Raw genomic sequence first — 15,934 nt, forward strand, 5'->3', positions numbered from 1 at the left:
GGTGCTGACGGGGCCGCCCGGCAGCGGCACCGCGGCGTTGCTGGCCCGGCTCCGCGAGCACCTCGCCGGAGAGCCGTCCGTCGTCGTCTGCGACGACCTCTGCGACGATCCCGCCCGGTTGCCCGCGCGGCCGGGCCTCCGGGTGATCACCCGGGCCCGCCGCCGGCACGACGGGCCGCTCTCGCTTCCGGTGCGGCCCCTGCGCGGCCACGGCCCCGACAGCGAGGTCGTCCGGCACTTCCTGCGGTGCCTGCGCCGCCGCGACCCGACCGCCGTCGTCGCGGCCGAGGACCTGTCCCAGGTGAGCCAGGTCTGCGCGGCCTCGTTCGGGCTCTCCGCCGACGTCGACCTGCTGGCCGGGCTGGTCGCCCGCTACGGCCTGGCGGCCGTGCGCGACGCGGTCGCCGAGGACCACCAGCGCACCCGGCTGGCCGGGCTGCTCGGCGACGCCCACGGCCACCACGACCTGAGCGGCGACGAGATGGTGGTGCTGGCCTCGATCCTGGCCCTGCCGGGCGGAGCGAGCGAGAACGTGCTGCGCCACTCCTTGCCTCGGTGCGACATCGGCGGGCTGACCGCCTCGCTCGTCGAGCGTGGCCTGGTGGTGCGCGCCGAACCCCGGCGCTGGCACCTGCGAGTGAGCGGCTTCCCGGCGGCGAGCTGGTGCGCCGCGCGACCGGAGGTGTCGCTCGACGCGATCCGCCAGGCGCAGGCCGACTACCTGTCCGGCCAGGTCGCACGGCTGGCCGCCGGCGTCTTCACCGACAACCAGCGGGCCGTGTTCGCCGAGTTCGACCACGAACGTCGCAATCTCAACGCCACCCTCGCCGAACTCGTCGGCGGCGGCCGGTACGCCCAGGCCGTCGCCCTCATGCGGGACGCCCTGCCGTTGCTGGCCCGCACCTCCGGCGTCGCCGGGCTGCTGCCGCACCTGCTGCCGGTCATCCGCAGGTACACACCCGCGACCCCGGCCGAACGGCACACGTTGTCGCGGCTGGCCGTCCGGGTGTTCGCGGCCGGAGGGGAGCAGGAGGCCGCCGCCGTCTGCTTCGACGCGCTGCCGCAGACCGATCCGGACGTGCCGCTGCTGGCGGCCCTCGTGCAGGCCGGGCCCGACCCGGAGGCGCTGGCCGCCTGCGTGCGGACCGCCCGCGACCAGGGTGACGCGGTCCGGCTGGGCGAGTCGGTCGGCGAGTACGTCGCCTGCCTGGTCCGGCTGCGCCGGTTCGACCACGCCGACGCCGAGTGCCGTACCGCCCTGTTCGAGGCGATGTGCGGCGGGGACGACCACGCCGCGGGGTCGTTGCTGCTCTGGCGCGCGGCCGCCGCCACCGCCCTGGCCACCGGCGACGGCCGCCTGTACGTCGAGCGTGCCCTCGCCAAGCTGCTGCCCCTCGGCCCGGCGGCGGCCATGTCGGCGATCAGCGCCGTGCTCGACGGACGCCACCAGCGCGACCTCCAGCAGAGCGCCGTCGACCTGGCGATGGTCGCCGGGTCGCTCGGCCGGGCCTGCGCGGCCGAGTCGGAGCGTCCGGTGGAGGCCGCTTCCCTGCTCGCCGGGCGGATCGGCGTCCGGCCGGTGCGCCGCTGGGTGACGGCGGGAGAGGGGGTCGACCTCGCCGACCTGCTGTGCGAGATCCTCCAGCGCCGGTTCGGCGACGACCCAGCCGCCCCTCGGCCCGTGCTCCAGGGCGGCGTCGACCCGCGGGTGTTGCGGGAACGGTCGCGGCTGACCGCCCGCGAGTCGGAGGTCGCCGGGCTGGTCGCGACCGGCCTGACGAACAAGCAGATCGCCCGCCGGTTGCGCATCTCCGAGTGGACGGTGGTCAACCACCTGCGCCAGGTGATGCGCAAGCTCGACTGCGCCTCCCGGGTCCAGGTCGCGCGCTGGGTGCACGACCTGGAGGCCGGGTCAGCCCGTCTCGAACCGGCCGACGGCGACGGTGTGCAGCAGGGCCGGGTCGACCAGCGAGGCGAAGTCGGCGGTGACGCGGCCGGCGTCCAGCGCGCCCATCAGCCCGAGGTGCCGGTCGACGTACGCCGGGGGGTCGATTCCGCAGGAGAGGAGTTCCGCGTACTGCTGCGTCACGGCCAGGGTCGACTCGTACAGTTCGGGCGCGGCGGCGAGCATGCGGTCCCTGACCCGCGTGACCAGCCCCCCGTCGACGTCACCTTCGCGGAACCGCGTTAACACCCGGGTGATCGCCTCGGCCGCGGCCGGGGCGCGGGCGGCGTCCACGAAGCCGCTGACGACGAACACCCCGCCGGAGAAGAACGGCATGAAACGGGCCTCGATGCCGTAGCTGGCCCCCATCCGGCCGCGCAGTTCGCGGTTGAGCAGCGAGTCGGGGCCGCCGCCGAGCAGCTCGCCCGCGACCCGGGCCGACGGCCAGCGCGGGTCGAGCCGGTCGACCGCGAAGCAGCCGAGCACCAGCCGGGTCTGGGGGCCGCCCCGGCCCGGCCGGTGCGCCCGTCCGGGCCGGTCCGCCGGGAGCGGCGGAACGTCGGCGAGGGGCAGGTCGTCTCCGGCGGGCACGCCGTCGAACGCCTTCGCGGCGGCGTCGGCCGCGCCGGTCCCGGCCAGGTCCCCGGCCACGATCAGGGTCATCCGGGCGGCGCCGGGCACGACGGCCGTGACGTCGTCCAGGGTCAGCGCCCGCCAGGCCTTCTCCGTGCCGCCGAGCGGGCGGCCGTACCGGGAGCCGGGGGCGAGCACCGACTCGTGGATGAGCTTGTTGCCGAGCGCGATCGGGTCGTCGGACTCCATGGCCCGTTCGGCGACGACCTGGCGGCGCAGCGCCTCGAACGAGCGGGTCGTCGGCGTGAAGGGGTGGACCGTCGCGGCCATCGCCTCGAACAGCCGGGGCAGTTCGGCGGCCGGGCAGTCGCCCATGACAATCGGGCCCCGGTGCCCGCACCGCGTGGTGACCATCCCGCCCGCCAGGGCGAGGGCGCCGACGGTCCCGTCGCGGTGGTGCGGCGCGTCGGCGTTGAGCAGCGCGGCGTACGCCGCCACCACCCCCTCGGTCTCCGGGCGTTCGACCGCCGTGGTCGGCAGCCCGATCGACAGGGCGGCGGTGGCGACGTGCCGTCCGGGCATGTCGGCGAGCAGCACCCGCAGGCCGTTGTCCAGCGTGAACGTCTCCGGCTGCGGGAAGCGCCAGGTCACAGGATCCATGAGGGTTCTCCGGCGGCGTGGAAGGCGACGACCGACGGCCGCGCCATCGGCCCGGCGGCCAGCGCGGCCACCTCGGCGTTGGTGACCCGGCGGACGGCGTCGAGGCGCGCGGTGACCCCGGCGGCGTCGCCCGACCAGGCGTGTTCCCGGCACAACTCCTCGGCGAGCGTGCGGGCGGCCCCGAGGACGCCCAGCTGTTCCCTGATCCGCAGGGCCTTGGCGGCGGCCAGCACGTCGGGCGGCAGCCCGTCCCGGGCCACCGCGGCCAGGCGGGCGGCGACGTCCCGTTCGAGCCCGGCCAGGTCGGCCGAGGCCGGGGCCGACAGCTTGACCAGGCCGATCGCGGGCCCGAGCGCGCACCGGGCGTGCTGGCCGAGCGCGCCGAGCAGGCCGGGCCGCGACCCGAGCACCGACCACGGGGCACTGGCCAGGGCCGCCATCACCACCTCGGCCGCGGCCGAACCCGGCGGCAGGGCGAAGGTCAGCCGCACCATGGACGTCGGCTGGCCCTCCTCGACGTCCTCCCGCGCCCCCAGCGGCTCCCCGGTGACCGGCGGCGGGGCCGGCCGCCCCGAAGGCAACCCGGCCAGGTGGTTCCCGGCGATCTCCACGGCCGCGTCGGGGTCGGCCGCGCCGACGACCGACACGACCAGCCGGTCGGCGCCGTAGTGGGCCTCGACGAACGCGGCCACGTCGTCGGGCGTCACGGCGGCGACCTCGGCGGGGTCGCCGACCGGCGGGCGGCCCGCCGGGTGGTCGCGCCCGAAGAGCAACCGCAACCCGCGCCGCAGCCCCGACCCGAACCGGCCGGGTTCGTCGCGTTCGCGGATCTCCTCCAGCACGATCCGGCGGTGCCCGTCCAGCACGTCCTCGCGCACGCCGCGCCGCCCGCGCCGCACCCGGTCGCCGGCCTCGGCCAGCAGCGCCGGGAGGGCCGCCGGCGGGCCGGTCGCCACATAGTTGGTGCACTCGTAGCCGGTCGTGGCGTGCGCCGAGCCGCCCTCGGACATGACGTGCTCGACCACGTGGGCCAGGCCCGACCTGCCGGCGGGGTCGTGCAGGGAGCCCGCGCCGTGCCAGGCGTTGACCGCGACGAAGCCGAGCCCCGGGTCGGGCCGCACGACCAGGGTGGCGCCGCCCGGCAGCCGGCGGGTGAGCAGCCCGTCCATCACGCGCCCACGGGGTCGGGGGCCGCCTGGGCGTGCACGAACGCCTGGTAGGCGGGGCTGGCCGACGACAACGTCCCGTGGTCGCCCACGGCGGTGACCCGCCCGGCGTCGACGACCACGATCGTGTCGGCCGCGGCGACCGTCGAGAGGCGGTGGGTGACCATCACCACGGCCCGGTCGCGGCCCAGGGCGGCGAGCAGGTCGGTGAGCCGCCGTTCGTTGACGCCGTCCATGTGCGCGGTCGGTTCGTCGAGCAGCAGGACCTCGGCGTCGATCAGCAGGGCGCGGGCGATGGAGAGGCGCTGCTCCTCGCCGCCGGACATCTGGTCGCCCGCGCCGAGCACGGCGTCGAGCCCGGCGGGCAGGGCGCGCACGGCCTGTTCCAGGCCGACGTCGCGCAGCGCGGACCACAACTCGTCGTCGGACGGGCTGTCCGACCGGCCCAGCGCCAGGTTCTCGCGCACGCTCATGGACAGGATCGCCGACCCCTGCTCGACCAGGGCGACCCGGCGGCGGACCTCGGCGGTCGGCCACTCCTGGAGGGGCACGCCGAGGAGCTCCACCCGTCCGGCCTCGGTCTCGACGAAGCCCTCGACCACGTTGAGCAGGGTCGACTTGCCCGCCCCCGACGGCCCGACGATCGCGAGCACCCCGGTTCGCGGCACCTCGAGCGACACCCGGTCGAGCACCGGCTTGCCGCCGAGCGACACCTCGACGTCCGAGAGCCGCAACGCGGGCGCGCCCGGCGCCACCTCGGGCGTGCGCGCCGCCCCGGCCGGTTCGGTCTCCGCGCCGAGCACCTCGTCGACCCGCCGCGCGGCCGCCTTGCCGACGGCGATCCGGCCCGCGCCCTGCGCCAGCGCCATCAGCGGGTTGACGAGCTGGAACAGGTACATCAGGAAGGCGATGAACGCCGTGGTCTCCAGCGCGCCCGAGGCCAGCCGCACCCCGCCCACGGCCAGCACGCCGATGATGGCGACCTGCTGGCCCAGGCCCATCAGCGGGCTGATCGCCGCCTGGGCCCGCGCCGAGCGCACCGCCGACGCCGCCGCCTCACCGATCTCGTCCTCCAGCGGGGCGATGGCCCGGTCCTCCGCCCGGTACGCCTTGACCGTCGTCACCATCGTGAACACCGACTGCGCGGCCTGGGCCAGCCGGCCGAGCGCGGCCTGCTGCGCCTCGGCGGCCCGGCGCATGCCCGCCAGGAAGGCCCTGATGGCGATCGCGGCCACGACGAACGTGCCGACCGTCACGGCCAGCATCACCCAGTCGAGGATGCCCATCACGATCAGGTACGCCGTCACCATCACCGCCGACACCGGCATGACCGTGACGCCCGTGTCGGTGATCGCGCGCATCTGGGCGGCGTCCGGCCCCATCCGGGAGACGACCTCGCCCACGCCGATCCGCCGGATCACCGGCACCCGCAACCGCACCGCCCGGCGCACCACGGCCAGGCGCACGTCCTCGATGGCCCGTTCCCCGGCCGCGCTCAGCAGGTAGGACGACCAGCCTCCGGCGAACGCCCCGGCCAGCACGATCACGACGAGCTGCGCCACCGGCCAGACGACGTCGCCGCCCGCCCCGCCGATCACGCCCAGGATGCGGGCGATCAGCAGCGGCGTGACGATCCCGGCCGCGGCCGAGACCAGGGCGAGCACGACGGAGGCGGCCAGCCGGCCGCGCCGCGCCCTAACCGACCGGGACAACAACCCGAGTGTCGGCGACTCCGCCATCGGACCCTCCCCTCGCGCGCACGGCGGCGAAGATCTCGCGCAGGTCGCGCATGCACTCCTCCTGGCCGTACATGTTGTTGACCGAGCTGGGGTTGACGACGACCTCGTCCACACCCAGGTCGTGGTACTTGGCGATCTCGGCGGCGATGTGGTCGGGGTCGCCGTAGACGTACACCCCGGCCTGCACGAGTTCCCTGGCGCCCGACACCGGGTCCGAAGCGTCCACGTCGAGGCCGGCCTTGCGCAGCATGTCGGTGTAGTGGGGGGCCGACAGGTGGCTGATGCTGCCGTACTGGGCCAGCAGGTTGGCCGAACGGCCGGGCCGGGCGACGGCCGCGTGCACGACCGAGACGATGCGCGGCGGCGGCTGCACCCCGGCCGCGCCCTGCGCGACGGCCGGCATGACGACGTCCTCGATGTACTTGAGCGGCGTCAGCCACGTCATCGCCAGGTCGCCGCAGCGGCCGGTGACGCGGGCCATGGCGGGCCGCAGCACCCCCGCGCCGATCTCCACCGGCGGGCAGTCCATCGGCGGCAGCGCGGCGTCGACGGTGAAGTGCTCGCCCCGGTGCCGCACGTGCTCGTTGCGGGCCAGCCTGCGGGCGACGTCGATGAACTCGCCGACGATCGCGGCCGGTTTGGCGTACGGTTCGCCGCGCAGCTGCGTCACGTACTGCGGGTAGGCGGCGCCGTAGCCGATCGCCACCGGCCGCCGCATGAGCCGGGCCAGCGACCGGGCCTGCAACGCCGCGTCATAGGGATGGCGCAGCACGATCAGCCCGACGGCCATGCCGATCGAGATCCGGCAGCCCGTCCCGGCCAGGTAGGCGACCGCCGGGTGGGACTCGATCCGCAACGACTGCCCGAGCCACAACCGCGCCGCGCCGATCTCCTCGGTCAGCCGCCCGTACGGGACGATCGTCTCGGGGTCCGTCGGCTGGTGCGGGAACATGAACGACACCTTGCGCGAGCTCACGACGCCACCTCCACCAGCGGGCTGTCGGCGTTGCGGTGCGGCGCGAGCGGGTCGGCGTTCGCGTCGGCGAGCGCCTCGGCGACGGCCTCGGCCAGGTCGCGGCCGTCGAACAGGTGCCGCGCCACGCCGTCGGCGACCGCCATCGTGCGGTGCTGGCCCAGGCTCATGCGGTCCCATCCGGGCCGGGTGTCGCGGGGCTCCCAGCCGTAGGCGACGCCGTCGGCGATCGGGCTGGTCATCACCGAGTGGGCCGGGTTCAGGCCGGGCAGGTTCCGCACCGCCGCGACGACGCCGCCCACGGCGTGCCACGACTCCTCGGTCAGGTAGACGACGATCGCGTCCCGCCGCGGATACTGGTCGGCCTTCGCCAGCACCTTCGCCCGGTACGTCGCCCCGGCGCCCTCCAACCGGCTCAGCACCGCGTGCCACACGGCGGGGGCCATCGACGGCTCGTCGACGTGCAGGTAGAGCCTCAGCATGTGGCCGCCGGTCTCGTGACCGCCCGCCGAGCCGTTGACCAGGAAGAAGCCCGGAGAGAGCGTCGGCCTGATCGCGGGCAGCTCCAGCGTGGTGCGGGTGCCGATCTCGGGCAGCGGCGTCGGGCTCTCGTCGCCGGGCACCCGCAGGCGCACCCGTCCGACGTCGAACAGCACGTGCCGGCCGAGCGGGCTGTCGATCAGGGCCGACCGCACGACCGCGGGGGTGCGGCTGGTGCGGTGGGGGGTGGCCTCCCGCAGGAGGTCCTCGAAGTCGTAGTCGCGGCGCGGGTCCCACTCGCCGGGCCTGGCGGCCGAGCCGCTGTGCCAGCGGCGGTAGAGCACCGGCCCGAGGTCCTGGCGCAGCCGGGTGCGGTTGTCGCCGGTGACCGTCTCGTCCCCGACGGTCACCGAATGAGTGTCCGGGTCGAGGCGCAGGTCGCCGAGCAGGTGGTCGAGCCGGTCGAGGAGACCCTGGTGGGCGATGGTCATGATCAGTTCTCTCCAAGGCCGATGGTGGGGGCGAACTTCTCCGGCGTCGTGAGCGCGTTGCGGCCGATCCCGGCCATGCCGCGCTCCACCGCGCTGAGCCGCGCGCCGTGCACGGCGCCCGCGAGCAGCCGGTCGAAGAAGTGCCACCCGATGTAGCCGGTGGCCCGCACGGCCAGGCCGTCGTCCGGCCGGGCGACCTCGCGGTAGCCCTGCCAGAAGCGGCGGATGTGCTCGCGCACGGCCGACAGGTGCCGGTCGCCCGCGGCGACGATCGCCGCGTGGGCGGCGCCCGGCGACAGGCCCGTGTCCAGGTCGAGCTCCCGGAACATGCGCGCCACCGCGTGGTGCACGAACTCGCCCGCGAAGCCGCCGACGTCCCGGGCCGGGTCGTGGTGCCGGAACTCCTCCCAGTCGATCACGTAGAGGTCCTCACCCGAGCACAGGAACTGGTCCAGGCGCAGGTCGCCGTGGGTGACGGTGGCGGGCGCGGCGGCCGAGACGCGGTGCAGCGCGGCCAGCGCCTCGACCAGCACGCTGTCGTGCTGGAGCAGCGCCCACGCCTCGACCTCGCCGCCGCTGCAGTTGGCGTAGTCCTCGGGGCTCAGCGCGTAGAAGGCGTTGGCCCGGCGGTCGTCGGCCGACTCGGGCACGTCCTCGGCGCGCGGCAGGGAGTGCACCTCCCCCAGCACCCGGCCCATCCGGTACGCCAGTTCGACGTCGAGCTCCCCGGCAGCCAGCAGGTCGGAGGCGGCGCGGGAGTCCGGCACGTACCCGAAGACAAGCAGGCACTCGTCGGCGTCGGCCCCGTGGAACTCGGGCACCCGCAGTTCGGCCGTCGGGTGGCCGGCGATCAGCCGCTGGAAGGCCAGCACCCGGTTCATCCGGGCGGCGGCGTGCGCGCGGTCCCCCCGCAGGCGCTTGACGAACAGCTCGGGCCCTTCGGCGGTCGGCACCAGCCAGTTGTCGTTGCGGCCGAGGAAGCCGCGCATGCCCTCCACGACGGGCGTGGCCCCGCTCAGCGAGGCGACGGCCTGGACGAACTCCTCCGGACGCGCCACCGGCCGGGCCGCGACCAGCCGGGTCGTCCGTGTTTCCTCTTTCAGGTCCATGCGCCGAAACCTACGGACGCGGAAAGGCCCCGCGACATCCCAGATATGCACCGGCAGCAGGCATATGGCAGTTGCCTGGCAGATCCTTGCCGGTCGGCGTTCCCGAATGGCAGAAACCCGGTGACGAGGGCGCGCAGATTCTCGTCATTCCGCCGGGATCGGCGGCCCTGTTTCCTTTCTTCCGACGAAAGGAGATCTCATGCCCGGCGAACTGATCGCGGGATACGCGAACTACGCCAGCACCGAATCGGTCCTCAGCGAGAACACGACCGCCGAGTGGTGGCCGATCACGTCGTACACCGTCACGCTCTCCACGACGACCACCTCGATCTGGATCTGAGGAGCGCGCCATGTCCGAGCTGATCGCGGGATACGCCAACTACGCCAGCACCGAGTCGCTCCTCCAGGAACACTCCGAGGCCGGTCACTGGACCGAGTGGACCCTCTGGTTCACGGTCACCATGAGCGTCACCCCCACCACGTCCTACTGAACCGCGCTGAAAAAGGAAGACCATGTCCGAGCTGATCGCCGGCTACGCGAATTACGCCTCCACCGAGGCGATCCTCCAGGAACAGGCCGCCGGGCGCGTCCTCGAAGCGGGTCTGTTCTTCTCGGTCACCTTCAGCTTCACCCACAGCAATTCCATCTCCTTCTCCATCTGACAAAAGGAAACGGGAAATGAACGACCTCATCGCCGGTTACGCCAACTACGCCTCCACCGAGGCCATCCTCCAGGAGCGGCAGCTCGCCGCCCGTGAGCCCGAGACGGGCCTGTTCACGCTCACCATCACCATCTCGCTGACCATCACGGTCACGATCAGTCTCTGACCCGGAGGTCCCGATGCACGAGCTCGTCGCCGGTTACGCCAACTACGCCTCGACCGAGGCCCTCCTGCGGGAGCAGCTCTCCGGCCTCGAAGCGGGTTACTACCCGACCATCTTCAGCGTCACCGCGCCGAACTCCGTCACGTTGTCCTGGACCTCGACCCTCTGACCGAAGGGAAACACGCACATGAACGACCTCATCGCCGGATACGCCAACTACGCCTCCACCGAGGCGATCCTGCACGAACGGCAGATCGCGAGCCGCGACGCCGAATCGATCAGCGCGACCGTGACGGTCACCTGGACCCTCACCGTCTCCTGGTCCTACTCCTGGTCCTACTAGGAATCGCGCAGCACCGCGGCGTGTTCCCCCAGCGCCGCCCGGTTGGGGAGCCCGGTCTTGGCCAGCAGGCTGGCCACGTGCTTCTCCACCGTCCGCGGTGAGATGAACAACCGTCGGCCGATCTCGACGTTGCCGAGCCGCTCCGCGAGCAACAGCAGAACCTGGTGCTCACGAACGGTCACGCCGAGGTTGCGCAGTTCGCCGGGCACCCCCTCCCGCCCGGCCCGACGGTACGACACCGCCGCCCCCGCCTGCCGCAGCAACGTCCGGCAGGCCGCCGTCACCGCCGTCACGCCCGCCTCGTGGAAGTGGTCCTCGGCCGCCCGCAACCACACCACCGGCTCGCCCCACCCGTCGGCCAGCGCGGCCTCCGCGACCAGCCGGGCTCCCAGGTGCGCCGCCTGCGGAAACGGCTCCCCGGCCGCCCGCGCCTCCGCCATCGTCCGGCCGGCCGCCGCGTGCTCCCCTCGCCTGCCCAGCAGCACCGCGCGGGCGAGCAGCAGGAAGTGCCGGTTCCACCGCAGTTCGGCGGCCGGGCGCGCGTGCACGGCCGCCCAGTCGTCCAGGGTGAGCTCGCCGGCCAGCGCGCCCAGCAGCACGGCCAGGCCGTAGCGGCCCGTCATGTAGTAGAGCGTGGGATGGTCGTCCTCCCACGCGCGAGCCCTTTCGAGCAACTCCGCCGCCTGTTCGCGGTCCTCCTCCAGCAGGGCGCAGAACGCCTGGCAGAGGCCGTACACGACGGGGGTGTGCAGGCTCTGCTCGCCGCCCCACCTGCGGAATTCGGCCAGGGCGTGCTCCATGGCGTCGCGCCGCCCCTGGTGGGCGGCCAGCGTCGCCTGCGCCATCAGCAGGTACTGCGTGTACGCCGTGTGCCCCAGCCGGATCGTGGTCTCGACGCAGGCGGCGGCGGTCTCGGCGGCGCTCTTGTACTCCGCCCGCAACACCCGCGTCATGACCAGGGACGCCTCCGCGCTGTGGACCAGGCTGATCGCGCCCGCCTGGGTGGCCGCCCGCAGCACCTCCTCAAGCGGCTCGCTCTCCCCGGTACGCATGTTGTGGTTGGCCGCCAGCCGGTACATCGCCCGCAACCGCCACAGGCTCAGCCCGTGCACCTCGGCGATGGCCATCATCCGGGTCAGGCACCGGTCGGGCTCGCCGAACCCGTGCACCCTCGTGAGCATGGCCAGCCGCTCCCACGCCTGGCAGGCCACCTCGGGCAGCGGGATCCGCTCGGCCACCTCGGCGGCCCGTCGCGACAGCGCCTCGGCGGCGGCCATCTCGGCCGGCCCGGCCTCGTTGACGCCGTGGTCGGGGAACAACAACTGCGCCTCGATCACGTCGATCGCGGCGCCGCGCGCCTCGTCGGGCAGGCTCTCCAGCAACCGCCGCACGGCCGCCACGTGGACGCGCCCGGCGGGCAGCTCGCCGATCTCGGCGGCGACCCAGGCCAGTTTGGTGCGCAGGTCGATCTCCTGCCACAGGCCCATCGACAGGTCGTCCGACAAGCCCTCGCGGACCAGCTCAAGCGCCCGGTCGGCCCGGCCGCCCTCGGTCAGCGCGTGCAGCAGCCGCCGCAGCGTGTGGGCCCGGCGCTCGGCGGGCCCGCCCTCCTGGAGCCGGTCGGCCCGTTCGAGCAGGGTCGCCGCGACGTCGGCGGCGCCGCCGTTGAGGTAACGTTCGCCCGCTTCGGCCAGCAGCGCCCCGGCGGTGTGGACCTCCCCGGCCGTCAGGCGCAGGCTCGCGGCGATCTGGAGCCACTCGCCCGGGAGCCCGGGATGCAGGCGTTCGACCGACCGGGCGGCCTGGCGGGCCAGCCGGGCCCGCTCCGCCGGGATCAGCTCCGCCGACAGGGCCTCGGCGGTCAGGGCGTGGCGGAAGGCGTACCACTCGCCGGCCGGTTCGTCGGGCACGACGAGCCGCGCCGTGGTGGCCGCCCGCAGAATCGCCTCGGTCTCCCGGTCGTCCAGGCCGGAGACGTCCTTGATGACCGGCACCGGGAACCGGTTCCCGAACACCGCCCCGGTGAGCAGCAGCTCGTGGGCGGCCGGTACGAGCGTCGCCAGACGCGCCGCGATCCCGCGTGCGCCCGGGTCGTCGTCCAGGGCGTCGACGAACTCCTCGACCAGGTAGGGCACGCCCTCGGTGTCGGCCACGAGCCGGTCCAGCACCTCGGCCGGCAACTCGTCCGGACGTCCCCGGCAGGCCGCGACGAGCCGGCGGGTCTCGCCGGGCGACAGCGGCGGCAACTCGGCGACGTCCGCCACCTGGCGGCGGGCGCAGTCGTCGGCCAGCTTCCGCGCCGGACCGGCGTGCCCGCGCAGGTTCACCAGGAGCAGCGCCGGCACGCCGGCCAGGTTGTCGGCCAGGTACTCGACCACGCCCAGCGTGCCCGGGTCGGCGTCGTGCAGGTCTTCCAGCACCAGCACGCCGCCGCGCGACTCCCGTCCGAGAACGATGAGCAGCCGCAACACGGCCTCGGCGAGGATGACCGCCGACTCCAGCCGCTGCGCGCCTCCCTCCTCCCGCCACTCGGGCACCAGCGTCGTCAACGCCGGCAGGTAGGGCCGCAGCAGCGGGTCGTCGGGCGGCCTGCGCGAGCGGGCGAGCGAGAACAGGGCCTCACTCAGCGGCTTGAACGGAATGTCCGCGCTGACCGCGCTTCCCCGCCCGCGCAGGCTGACCAGCCCCAGGTCACCGGCCTGCCGGAGCACCTCCGACGTCAACCGGGACTTCCCCATGCCGGGATCGCCGACCAGGAAGACGGTTCTCCCGTGACCGTCCCCGACCTGCTTCAGGCACCTGTCGAACAGCGCTTTCTCGGGCTCCCGCCCGATCAGGACCGGCGACCTGGGCACGTTACTTGTGCGACACCGAGACGGGGTTGACGGGGTCGCCCTCCAGTCCGAGCGCGACGGTCGCGCCCGCGGCGGTGTCCGGCGACTTCAGGATCAGGGTCGCCCCGGCGGTCAGCCCCGCCAGCACGAGCGCCCGGGTCACCGGCCTGACGTTCGCCAGCCGCGCGCCGGCCGCGAGCACCGGATTCTGCTCAGTGTTCATCTGCTCTTCGTCACCTCTCGAAAAGGGTGCAGCAACAGCACCGATGGAATCTGCTCGGGCGCGGCCAGCCTGAGCAGACCGTGCCCGATCCCGGCCAGCCCGAGAAGCAGGCCGGGCGTGGAGACGTGGCCGGGGGTGGCACACCGTGCTCCATGGCGGCGCAGGGACGCGAGCACCGACGGGCCCTCGCGTTCCTGGAGTTCGGGGACGTCGAGCCTGCCCACGCGTCCGTGGCACAGGCTGTCGTCGGGCAGGAGCACATGCGGAGGGGCCGTCCGGCGGGCCGGCAACCCGCCGCACCAGGTGTGGGCCTCCACGGGGCCGATCGGGACGTCGAGCCCGTACCGGCCGAGCGCCCAGGCGATGCCGGCCCGCCCGAACGCGAACCCCTCGGGCAGGTCCGGCGGCAGGTCACGGCCGGTCAGCAGGTCGGCGCAGGCCGCCGCGACCGGCTCCGCCCCGATGGCGAGCATCGCCGCCAGGCACCCGGCCAGCCCGTCGTGCACGTCGAGGGCGCTCCGCTCGGAGATCGTCGCCCCGGCCAGCTCGACCGCCCGGCCGGACCACGCGAGCACCTCCGCGTCCCCGAGCAGGCGCCCGATCTGGGTCAGGCCGTACGCCATTCCCCCCAGCCCGCCGAACCCGCCGCACCCCACGATCTCGGCCAGCGACGGCTCGGCGGCAAGGTGGTCGAGCAGCGCGGGCAGCGGGGAGACGGCCTGCCGCGCGGTCTCCAGGAGGTCGCCGCGCCCGGTGACCGTGCCGGCCTGGGCCAGGAACAACGCCACCCCGAGATACCCGGAGGCCAGCCCTCCGCCCAGGGGCATGACGGCGAGCCGGTCGCCGTCGACGGCCTCCAGCCCCAGCCAGTTGACGGCCGCACCCCGGCGGTGCGCGGTGGCGAGCAACTCATCGGCGATCGCGACGGCCGCCGCCAGGTAACCGGCGCGGTGTCCGTCCGGCTGGTCAGGGCGTGGCGGATCGCCATCGACCCCTTTCGGGTCATGGCTCGGGGCCCCCGCCCGCGTTGCCAGTGACGCGCGAATGATCCACTCCTGCTTGCCCCGGTCGGCAGGCCCCAGCCCCGTCAGCTTCTCGGCCACCGATTCACGGCCCGTACGGGCCGACTGCCACGGCACCCCCGTGCCGTCCCCAGCGTAGATCGTAGAGGAGTCAGGTGATGTCCAGAAATAAGGGACATCGCAGGAATTTATGTCCTGGACCTCGAACGGCACCGCCGCCGTCTGGAGGGAATCGTGCCCCGACAGCTCCATGAGCAGGGCATGTGTGCGCTCGCCCGAGTCGTCGAGGGCCGATCGCCATAACAGCTCGGAATAGATTCGGGTGGGCCGCAGGAGCAGTCGCACCCGCATGGGGCCGAACCGGGGGAACAACAACCGGTCCAGGTCCCGCCGACCCTCGGCGACGGCGTCATAGGCCGCGCGGAAGCCGTCGAGCAGGTCGTCCGCGTACGCGGCGGGGTCGGCGGGCCGCCCGTCCAGCCGGGGACGGTTGGCGGCCCCCGCGAACGGAAGCGGCCCCCGCACCGGCCGCATGAGATCGGTGTCGCGGTCCTCCCACCCGATCCCCGAGAAGGCGTGCACGCCGGGCTCGCCGCCCAGCGCCGAGACGTCCTGGACCCCCTGGTCGCCGATCAGCGGCCGGGGCAGGATCGCGGTCGCGTCGACCGAACGCACCAGCGCGTCGTGGGCCGGATCGGCCAGGTCTCCTCCCAGCACCGGATGGAACAGCGTCTCGGCGTCGACCACGACGGGCTGGTCCCCGGCCGCGACGACGTTCTCGAAGTGGAGGTCGATCGTGTCCAGCGTGTACGCCAACGCGAGCAGCGCCCCCATCCGGCGATAGAACCGCGCCACCTCCGCCGCGGACGCACAGGGCCGCGCCTCGGCGAACTCGACCCAGCCATGGCCCTCGCGGGCGACGACCCGCAACGTCCGCAGCCCCAGGCCGGGCACCCGGCCGTTCAGCCAGCCGATCACGGCGTTCAGGCACAGATGCGCCTCGACCGGTCGCGGCCGGTAGACGACCCGGGCGCCCGAGGCGAAGCGCACCACCGACACCGGCCGTCCTCCGGCATGCGGATCACCCGCGGCCGAGAACCCGACCGGTGCCCCCGCGTCCGCGGGCAGCAGGCCGCGCACGGCCGCCTCGTCCTGCCCGAGCCGGTCCAGCAGCTCCGTCGCGTGGCGTAACGCCAGGTCGGCCAGGCCGGCGACGGCCGGATCCGGCGCACGCGCCTCCCGCCTGGCGAAGTCGGCGTACCTCTCCTCCGGAGTCGCCCCGGACAACTCCCCCCGGGACCTGGCCTCGGCCAGCCGTACGGCCAGCCCCGGCGCGGCCCGCTCCGACAACCGGCCCACCAGGTCGGCCGCGAAGGCCTCGGCGAACGCGGCCATCCCGGGGTGGGCGGCCACCAGGCGCTCGGCGGCACGGCGGGCGACGGGTTCGACGACGGTGGCGAAGGGGTGGGTCACGCCCGCGATTATGTCGACCTGGAGTTCCCGATAAGGGGGGCGAACAGGTACGGAAATGGGCGATCTACAGTGGGCGG

The 15,934-nt window shown here is 74.2% G+C and carries 15 protein-coding genes and 1 pseudogene; 7 read left to right on the top strand and 9 right to left on the bottom strand.

Annotated features, from left to right (window positions below; genetic code table 11):
* Window positions 1-1,483 precede the first annotated feature (1,483 nt).
* A pseudogene (locus GT755_RS39820) lies at window positions 1,484-1,879 on the top strand (helix-turn-helix transcriptional regulator); the annotation flags it as partial.
* A 33-nt stretch (window positions 1,880-1,912) separates the two neighbouring features.
* Here the strand turns inward: GT755_RS39820 and GT755_RS39825 are convergent.
* Genes GT755_RS39825 through lxmK form a run of 6 tightly spaced genes read right to left on the bottom strand, consistent with a single transcriptional unit; the run spans window position 1,913 to window position 9,136 of the window.
* The gene (locus GT755_RS39825; RefSeq protein WP_161481443.1) at window positions 1,913-3,178 is read right to left on the bottom strand and encodes a M16 family metallopeptidase; all 1,266 of its coding nucleotides are present in this window, start codon (window positions 3,176-3,178) and stop codon (window positions 1,913-1,915) included.
* Window positions 3,166-4,347 carry a M16 family metallopeptidase gene (locus tag GT755_RS21420; protein WP_161481444.1) on the bottom strand — a complete coding sequence of 394 codons (1,182 nt, stop codon included), beginning with the start codon at window positions 4,345-4,347 and terminating at the stop codon, window positions 3,166-3,168. The genes GT755_RS39825 and GT755_RS21420 overlap by 13 nt, the downstream gene beginning before the upstream one ends.
* Entirely contained in the window at window positions 4,347-6,083 is a 1,737-nt protein-coding gene (locus tag GT755_RS21425) for an ABC transporter ATP-binding protein (RefSeq protein ID WP_161481445.1), read from the bottom strand. Before GT755_RS21425 ends, GT755_RS21420 begins: the two co-directional genes overlap by 1 nt.
* Window positions 6,040-7,059, bottom strand: a complete 1,020-nt coding sequence (locus tag GT755_RS21430; protein WP_161481446.1) for an LLM class flavin-dependent oxidoreductase — start codon at window positions 7,057-7,059, stop codon at window positions 6,040-6,042. Before GT755_RS21430 ends, GT755_RS21425 begins: the two co-directional genes overlap by 44 nt.
* Window positions 7,056-8,027: a T3SS effector HopA1 family protein gene (locus GT755_RS21435; RefSeq protein ID WP_161481447.1), complete on the bottom strand. Its 972-nt coding sequence runs from the start codon at window positions 8,025-8,027 to the stop codon at window positions 7,056-7,058. Before GT755_RS21435 ends, GT755_RS21430 begins: the two co-directional genes overlap by 4 nt.
* 2 nt (window positions 8,028-8,029) lie before the next feature.
* Window positions 8,030-9,136, bottom strand: a complete 1,107-nt coding sequence (gene lxmK, locus GT755_RS21440) for a class V lanthionine synthetase subunit LxmK (RefSeq protein WP_161481448.1) — start codon at window positions 9,134-9,136, stop codon at window positions 8,030-8,032.
* A 199-nt stretch (window positions 9,137-9,335) separates the two neighbouring features.
* On the opposite strand from lxmK, the gene GT755_RS21445 reads away from it, so the two are divergent.
* The 6 genes from GT755_RS21445 to GT755_RS21470 are packed head-to-tail and all read left to right on the top strand — an operon-like array spanning window position 9,336 to window position 10,305.
* On the top strand, window positions 9,336-9,476 hold the full coding sequence (locus tag GT755_RS21445; protein ID WP_161481449.1) for a hypothetical protein: 141 nt from the start codon (window positions 9,336-9,338) through the stop codon (window positions 9,474-9,476).
* A gap of 10 nt (window positions 9,477-9,486) precedes the next feature.
* Window positions 9,487-9,627, top strand: coding sequence for a hypothetical protein (locus GT755_RS21450; protein ID WP_161481450.1), 141 nt, complete (start codon window positions 9,487-9,489; stop codon window positions 9,625-9,627).
* A 22-nt stretch (window positions 9,628-9,649) separates the two neighbouring features.
* Window positions 9,650-9,799, top strand: a complete 150-nt coding sequence (locus GT755_RS21455) for a hypothetical protein (RefSeq protein WP_161481451.1) — start codon at window positions 9,650-9,652, stop codon at window positions 9,797-9,799.
* A 16-nt stretch (window positions 9,800-9,815) separates the two neighbouring features.
* On the top strand, window positions 9,816-9,965 hold the full coding sequence (locus GT755_RS21460) for a hypothetical protein (protein WP_156045242.1): 150 nt from the start codon (window positions 9,816-9,818) through the stop codon (window positions 9,963-9,965).
* Between the two features lie 13 nt (window positions 9,966-9,978).
* Entirely contained in the window at window positions 9,979-10,131 is a 153-nt protein-coding gene (locus GT755_RS21465) for a hypothetical protein (RefSeq protein ID WP_161481452.1), read from the top strand.
* 18 nt (window positions 10,132-10,149) lie between these two features.
* Window positions 10,150-10,305 (top strand): hypothetical protein, encoded by a 156-nt coding sequence (locus tag GT755_RS21470; protein WP_156045245.1) that lies wholly within the window; start codon window positions 10,150-10,152, stop codon window positions 10,303-10,305.
* On the opposite strand, the gene GT755_RS21475 is transcribed toward GT755_RS21470, so the two are convergent.
* The 3 genes from GT755_RS21475 to GT755_RS21485 are packed head-to-tail and all read right to left on the bottom strand — an operon-like array spanning window position 10,302 to window position 15,857.
* Window positions 10,302-13,160 carry a helix-turn-helix transcriptional regulator gene (locus GT755_RS21475; protein ID WP_161481453.1) on the bottom strand — a complete coding sequence of 953 codons (2,859 nt, stop codon included), beginning with the start codon at window positions 13,158-13,160 and terminating at the stop codon, window positions 10,302-10,304. The genes GT755_RS21470 and GT755_RS21475 overlap by 4 nt on opposite strands.
* 1 nt (window position 13,161) lies before the next feature.
* Window positions 13,162-13,362 carry a hypothetical protein gene (locus GT755_RS21480; RefSeq protein WP_161481454.1) on the bottom strand — a complete coding sequence of 67 codons (201 nt, stop codon included), beginning with the start codon at window positions 13,360-13,362 and terminating at the stop codon, window positions 13,162-13,164.
* The gene (locus tag GT755_RS21485; protein WP_161481455.1) at window positions 13,359-15,857 is read right to left on the bottom strand and encodes a type 2 lanthipeptide synthetase LanM family protein; all 2,499 of its coding nucleotides are present in this window, start codon (window positions 15,855-15,857) and stop codon (window positions 13,359-13,361) included. The genes GT755_RS21480 and GT755_RS21485 overlap by 4 nt, the downstream gene beginning before the upstream one ends.
* Window positions 15,858-15,934 lie beyond the last annotated feature (77 nt).

Origin of the sequence: Herbidospora solisilvae, assembly GCF_009901565.1 — a bacterium.
GTDB classification, from domain to species: Bacteria; Actinomycetota; Actinomycetes; order Streptosporangiales; family Streptosporangiaceae; genus Herbidospora; species Herbidospora solisilvae.

What these genes read in the sequence shown, in the direction of transcription:
- GT755_RS39825 (WP_161481443.1), bottom strand. Translation starts at nt 3,178, where the DNA reads ATGGATCCTGTGACCTGGCGCTTCCCGCAGCCGGAGACGTTCACGCTG.
- GT755_RS21420 (WP_161481444.1), bottom strand. Translation starts at nt 4,347, where the DNA reads ATGGACGGGCTGCTCACCCGCCGGCTGCCGGGCGGCGCCACCCTGGTC.
- GT755_RS21425 (WP_161481445.1), bottom strand. Translation starts at nt 6,083, where the DNA reads ATGGCGGAGTCGCCGACACTCGGGTTGTTGTCCCGGTCGGTTAGGGCG.
- GT755_RS21435 (WP_161481447.1), bottom strand. Translation starts at nt 8,027, where the DNA reads ATGACCATCGCCCACCAGGGTCTCCTCGACCGGCTCGACCACCTGCTC.
- lxmK (WP_161481448.1), bottom strand. Translation starts at nt 9,136, where the DNA reads ATGGACCTGAAAGAGGAAACACGGACGACCCGGCTGGTCGCGGCCCGG.
- GT755_RS21445 (WP_161481449.1), top strand. Translation starts at nt 9,336, where the DNA reads ATGCCCGGCGAACTGATCGCGGGATACGCGAACTACGCCAGCACCGAA.
- GT755_RS21450 (WP_161481450.1), top strand. Translation starts at nt 9,487, where the DNA reads ATGTCCGAGCTGATCGCGGGATACGCCAACTACGCCAGCACCGAGTCG.
- GT755_RS21455 (WP_161481451.1), top strand. Translation starts at nt 9,650, where the DNA reads ATGTCCGAGCTGATCGCCGGCTACGCGAATTACGCCTCCACCGAGGCG.
- GT755_RS21460 (WP_156045242.1), top strand. Translation starts at nt 9,816, where the DNA reads ATGAACGACCTCATCGCCGGTTACGCCAACTACGCCTCCACCGAGGCC.
- GT755_RS21465 (WP_161481452.1), top strand. Translation starts at nt 9,979, where the DNA reads ATGCACGAGCTCGTCGCCGGTTACGCCAACTACGCCTCGACCGAGGCC.
- GT755_RS21470 (WP_156045245.1), top strand. Translation starts at nt 10,150, where the DNA reads ATGAACGACCTCATCGCCGGATACGCCAACTACGCCTCCACCGAGGCG.
- GT755_RS21480 (WP_161481454.1), bottom strand. Translation starts at nt 13,362, where the DNA reads ATGAACACTGAGCAGAATCCGGTGCTCGCGGCCGGCGCGCGGCTGGCG.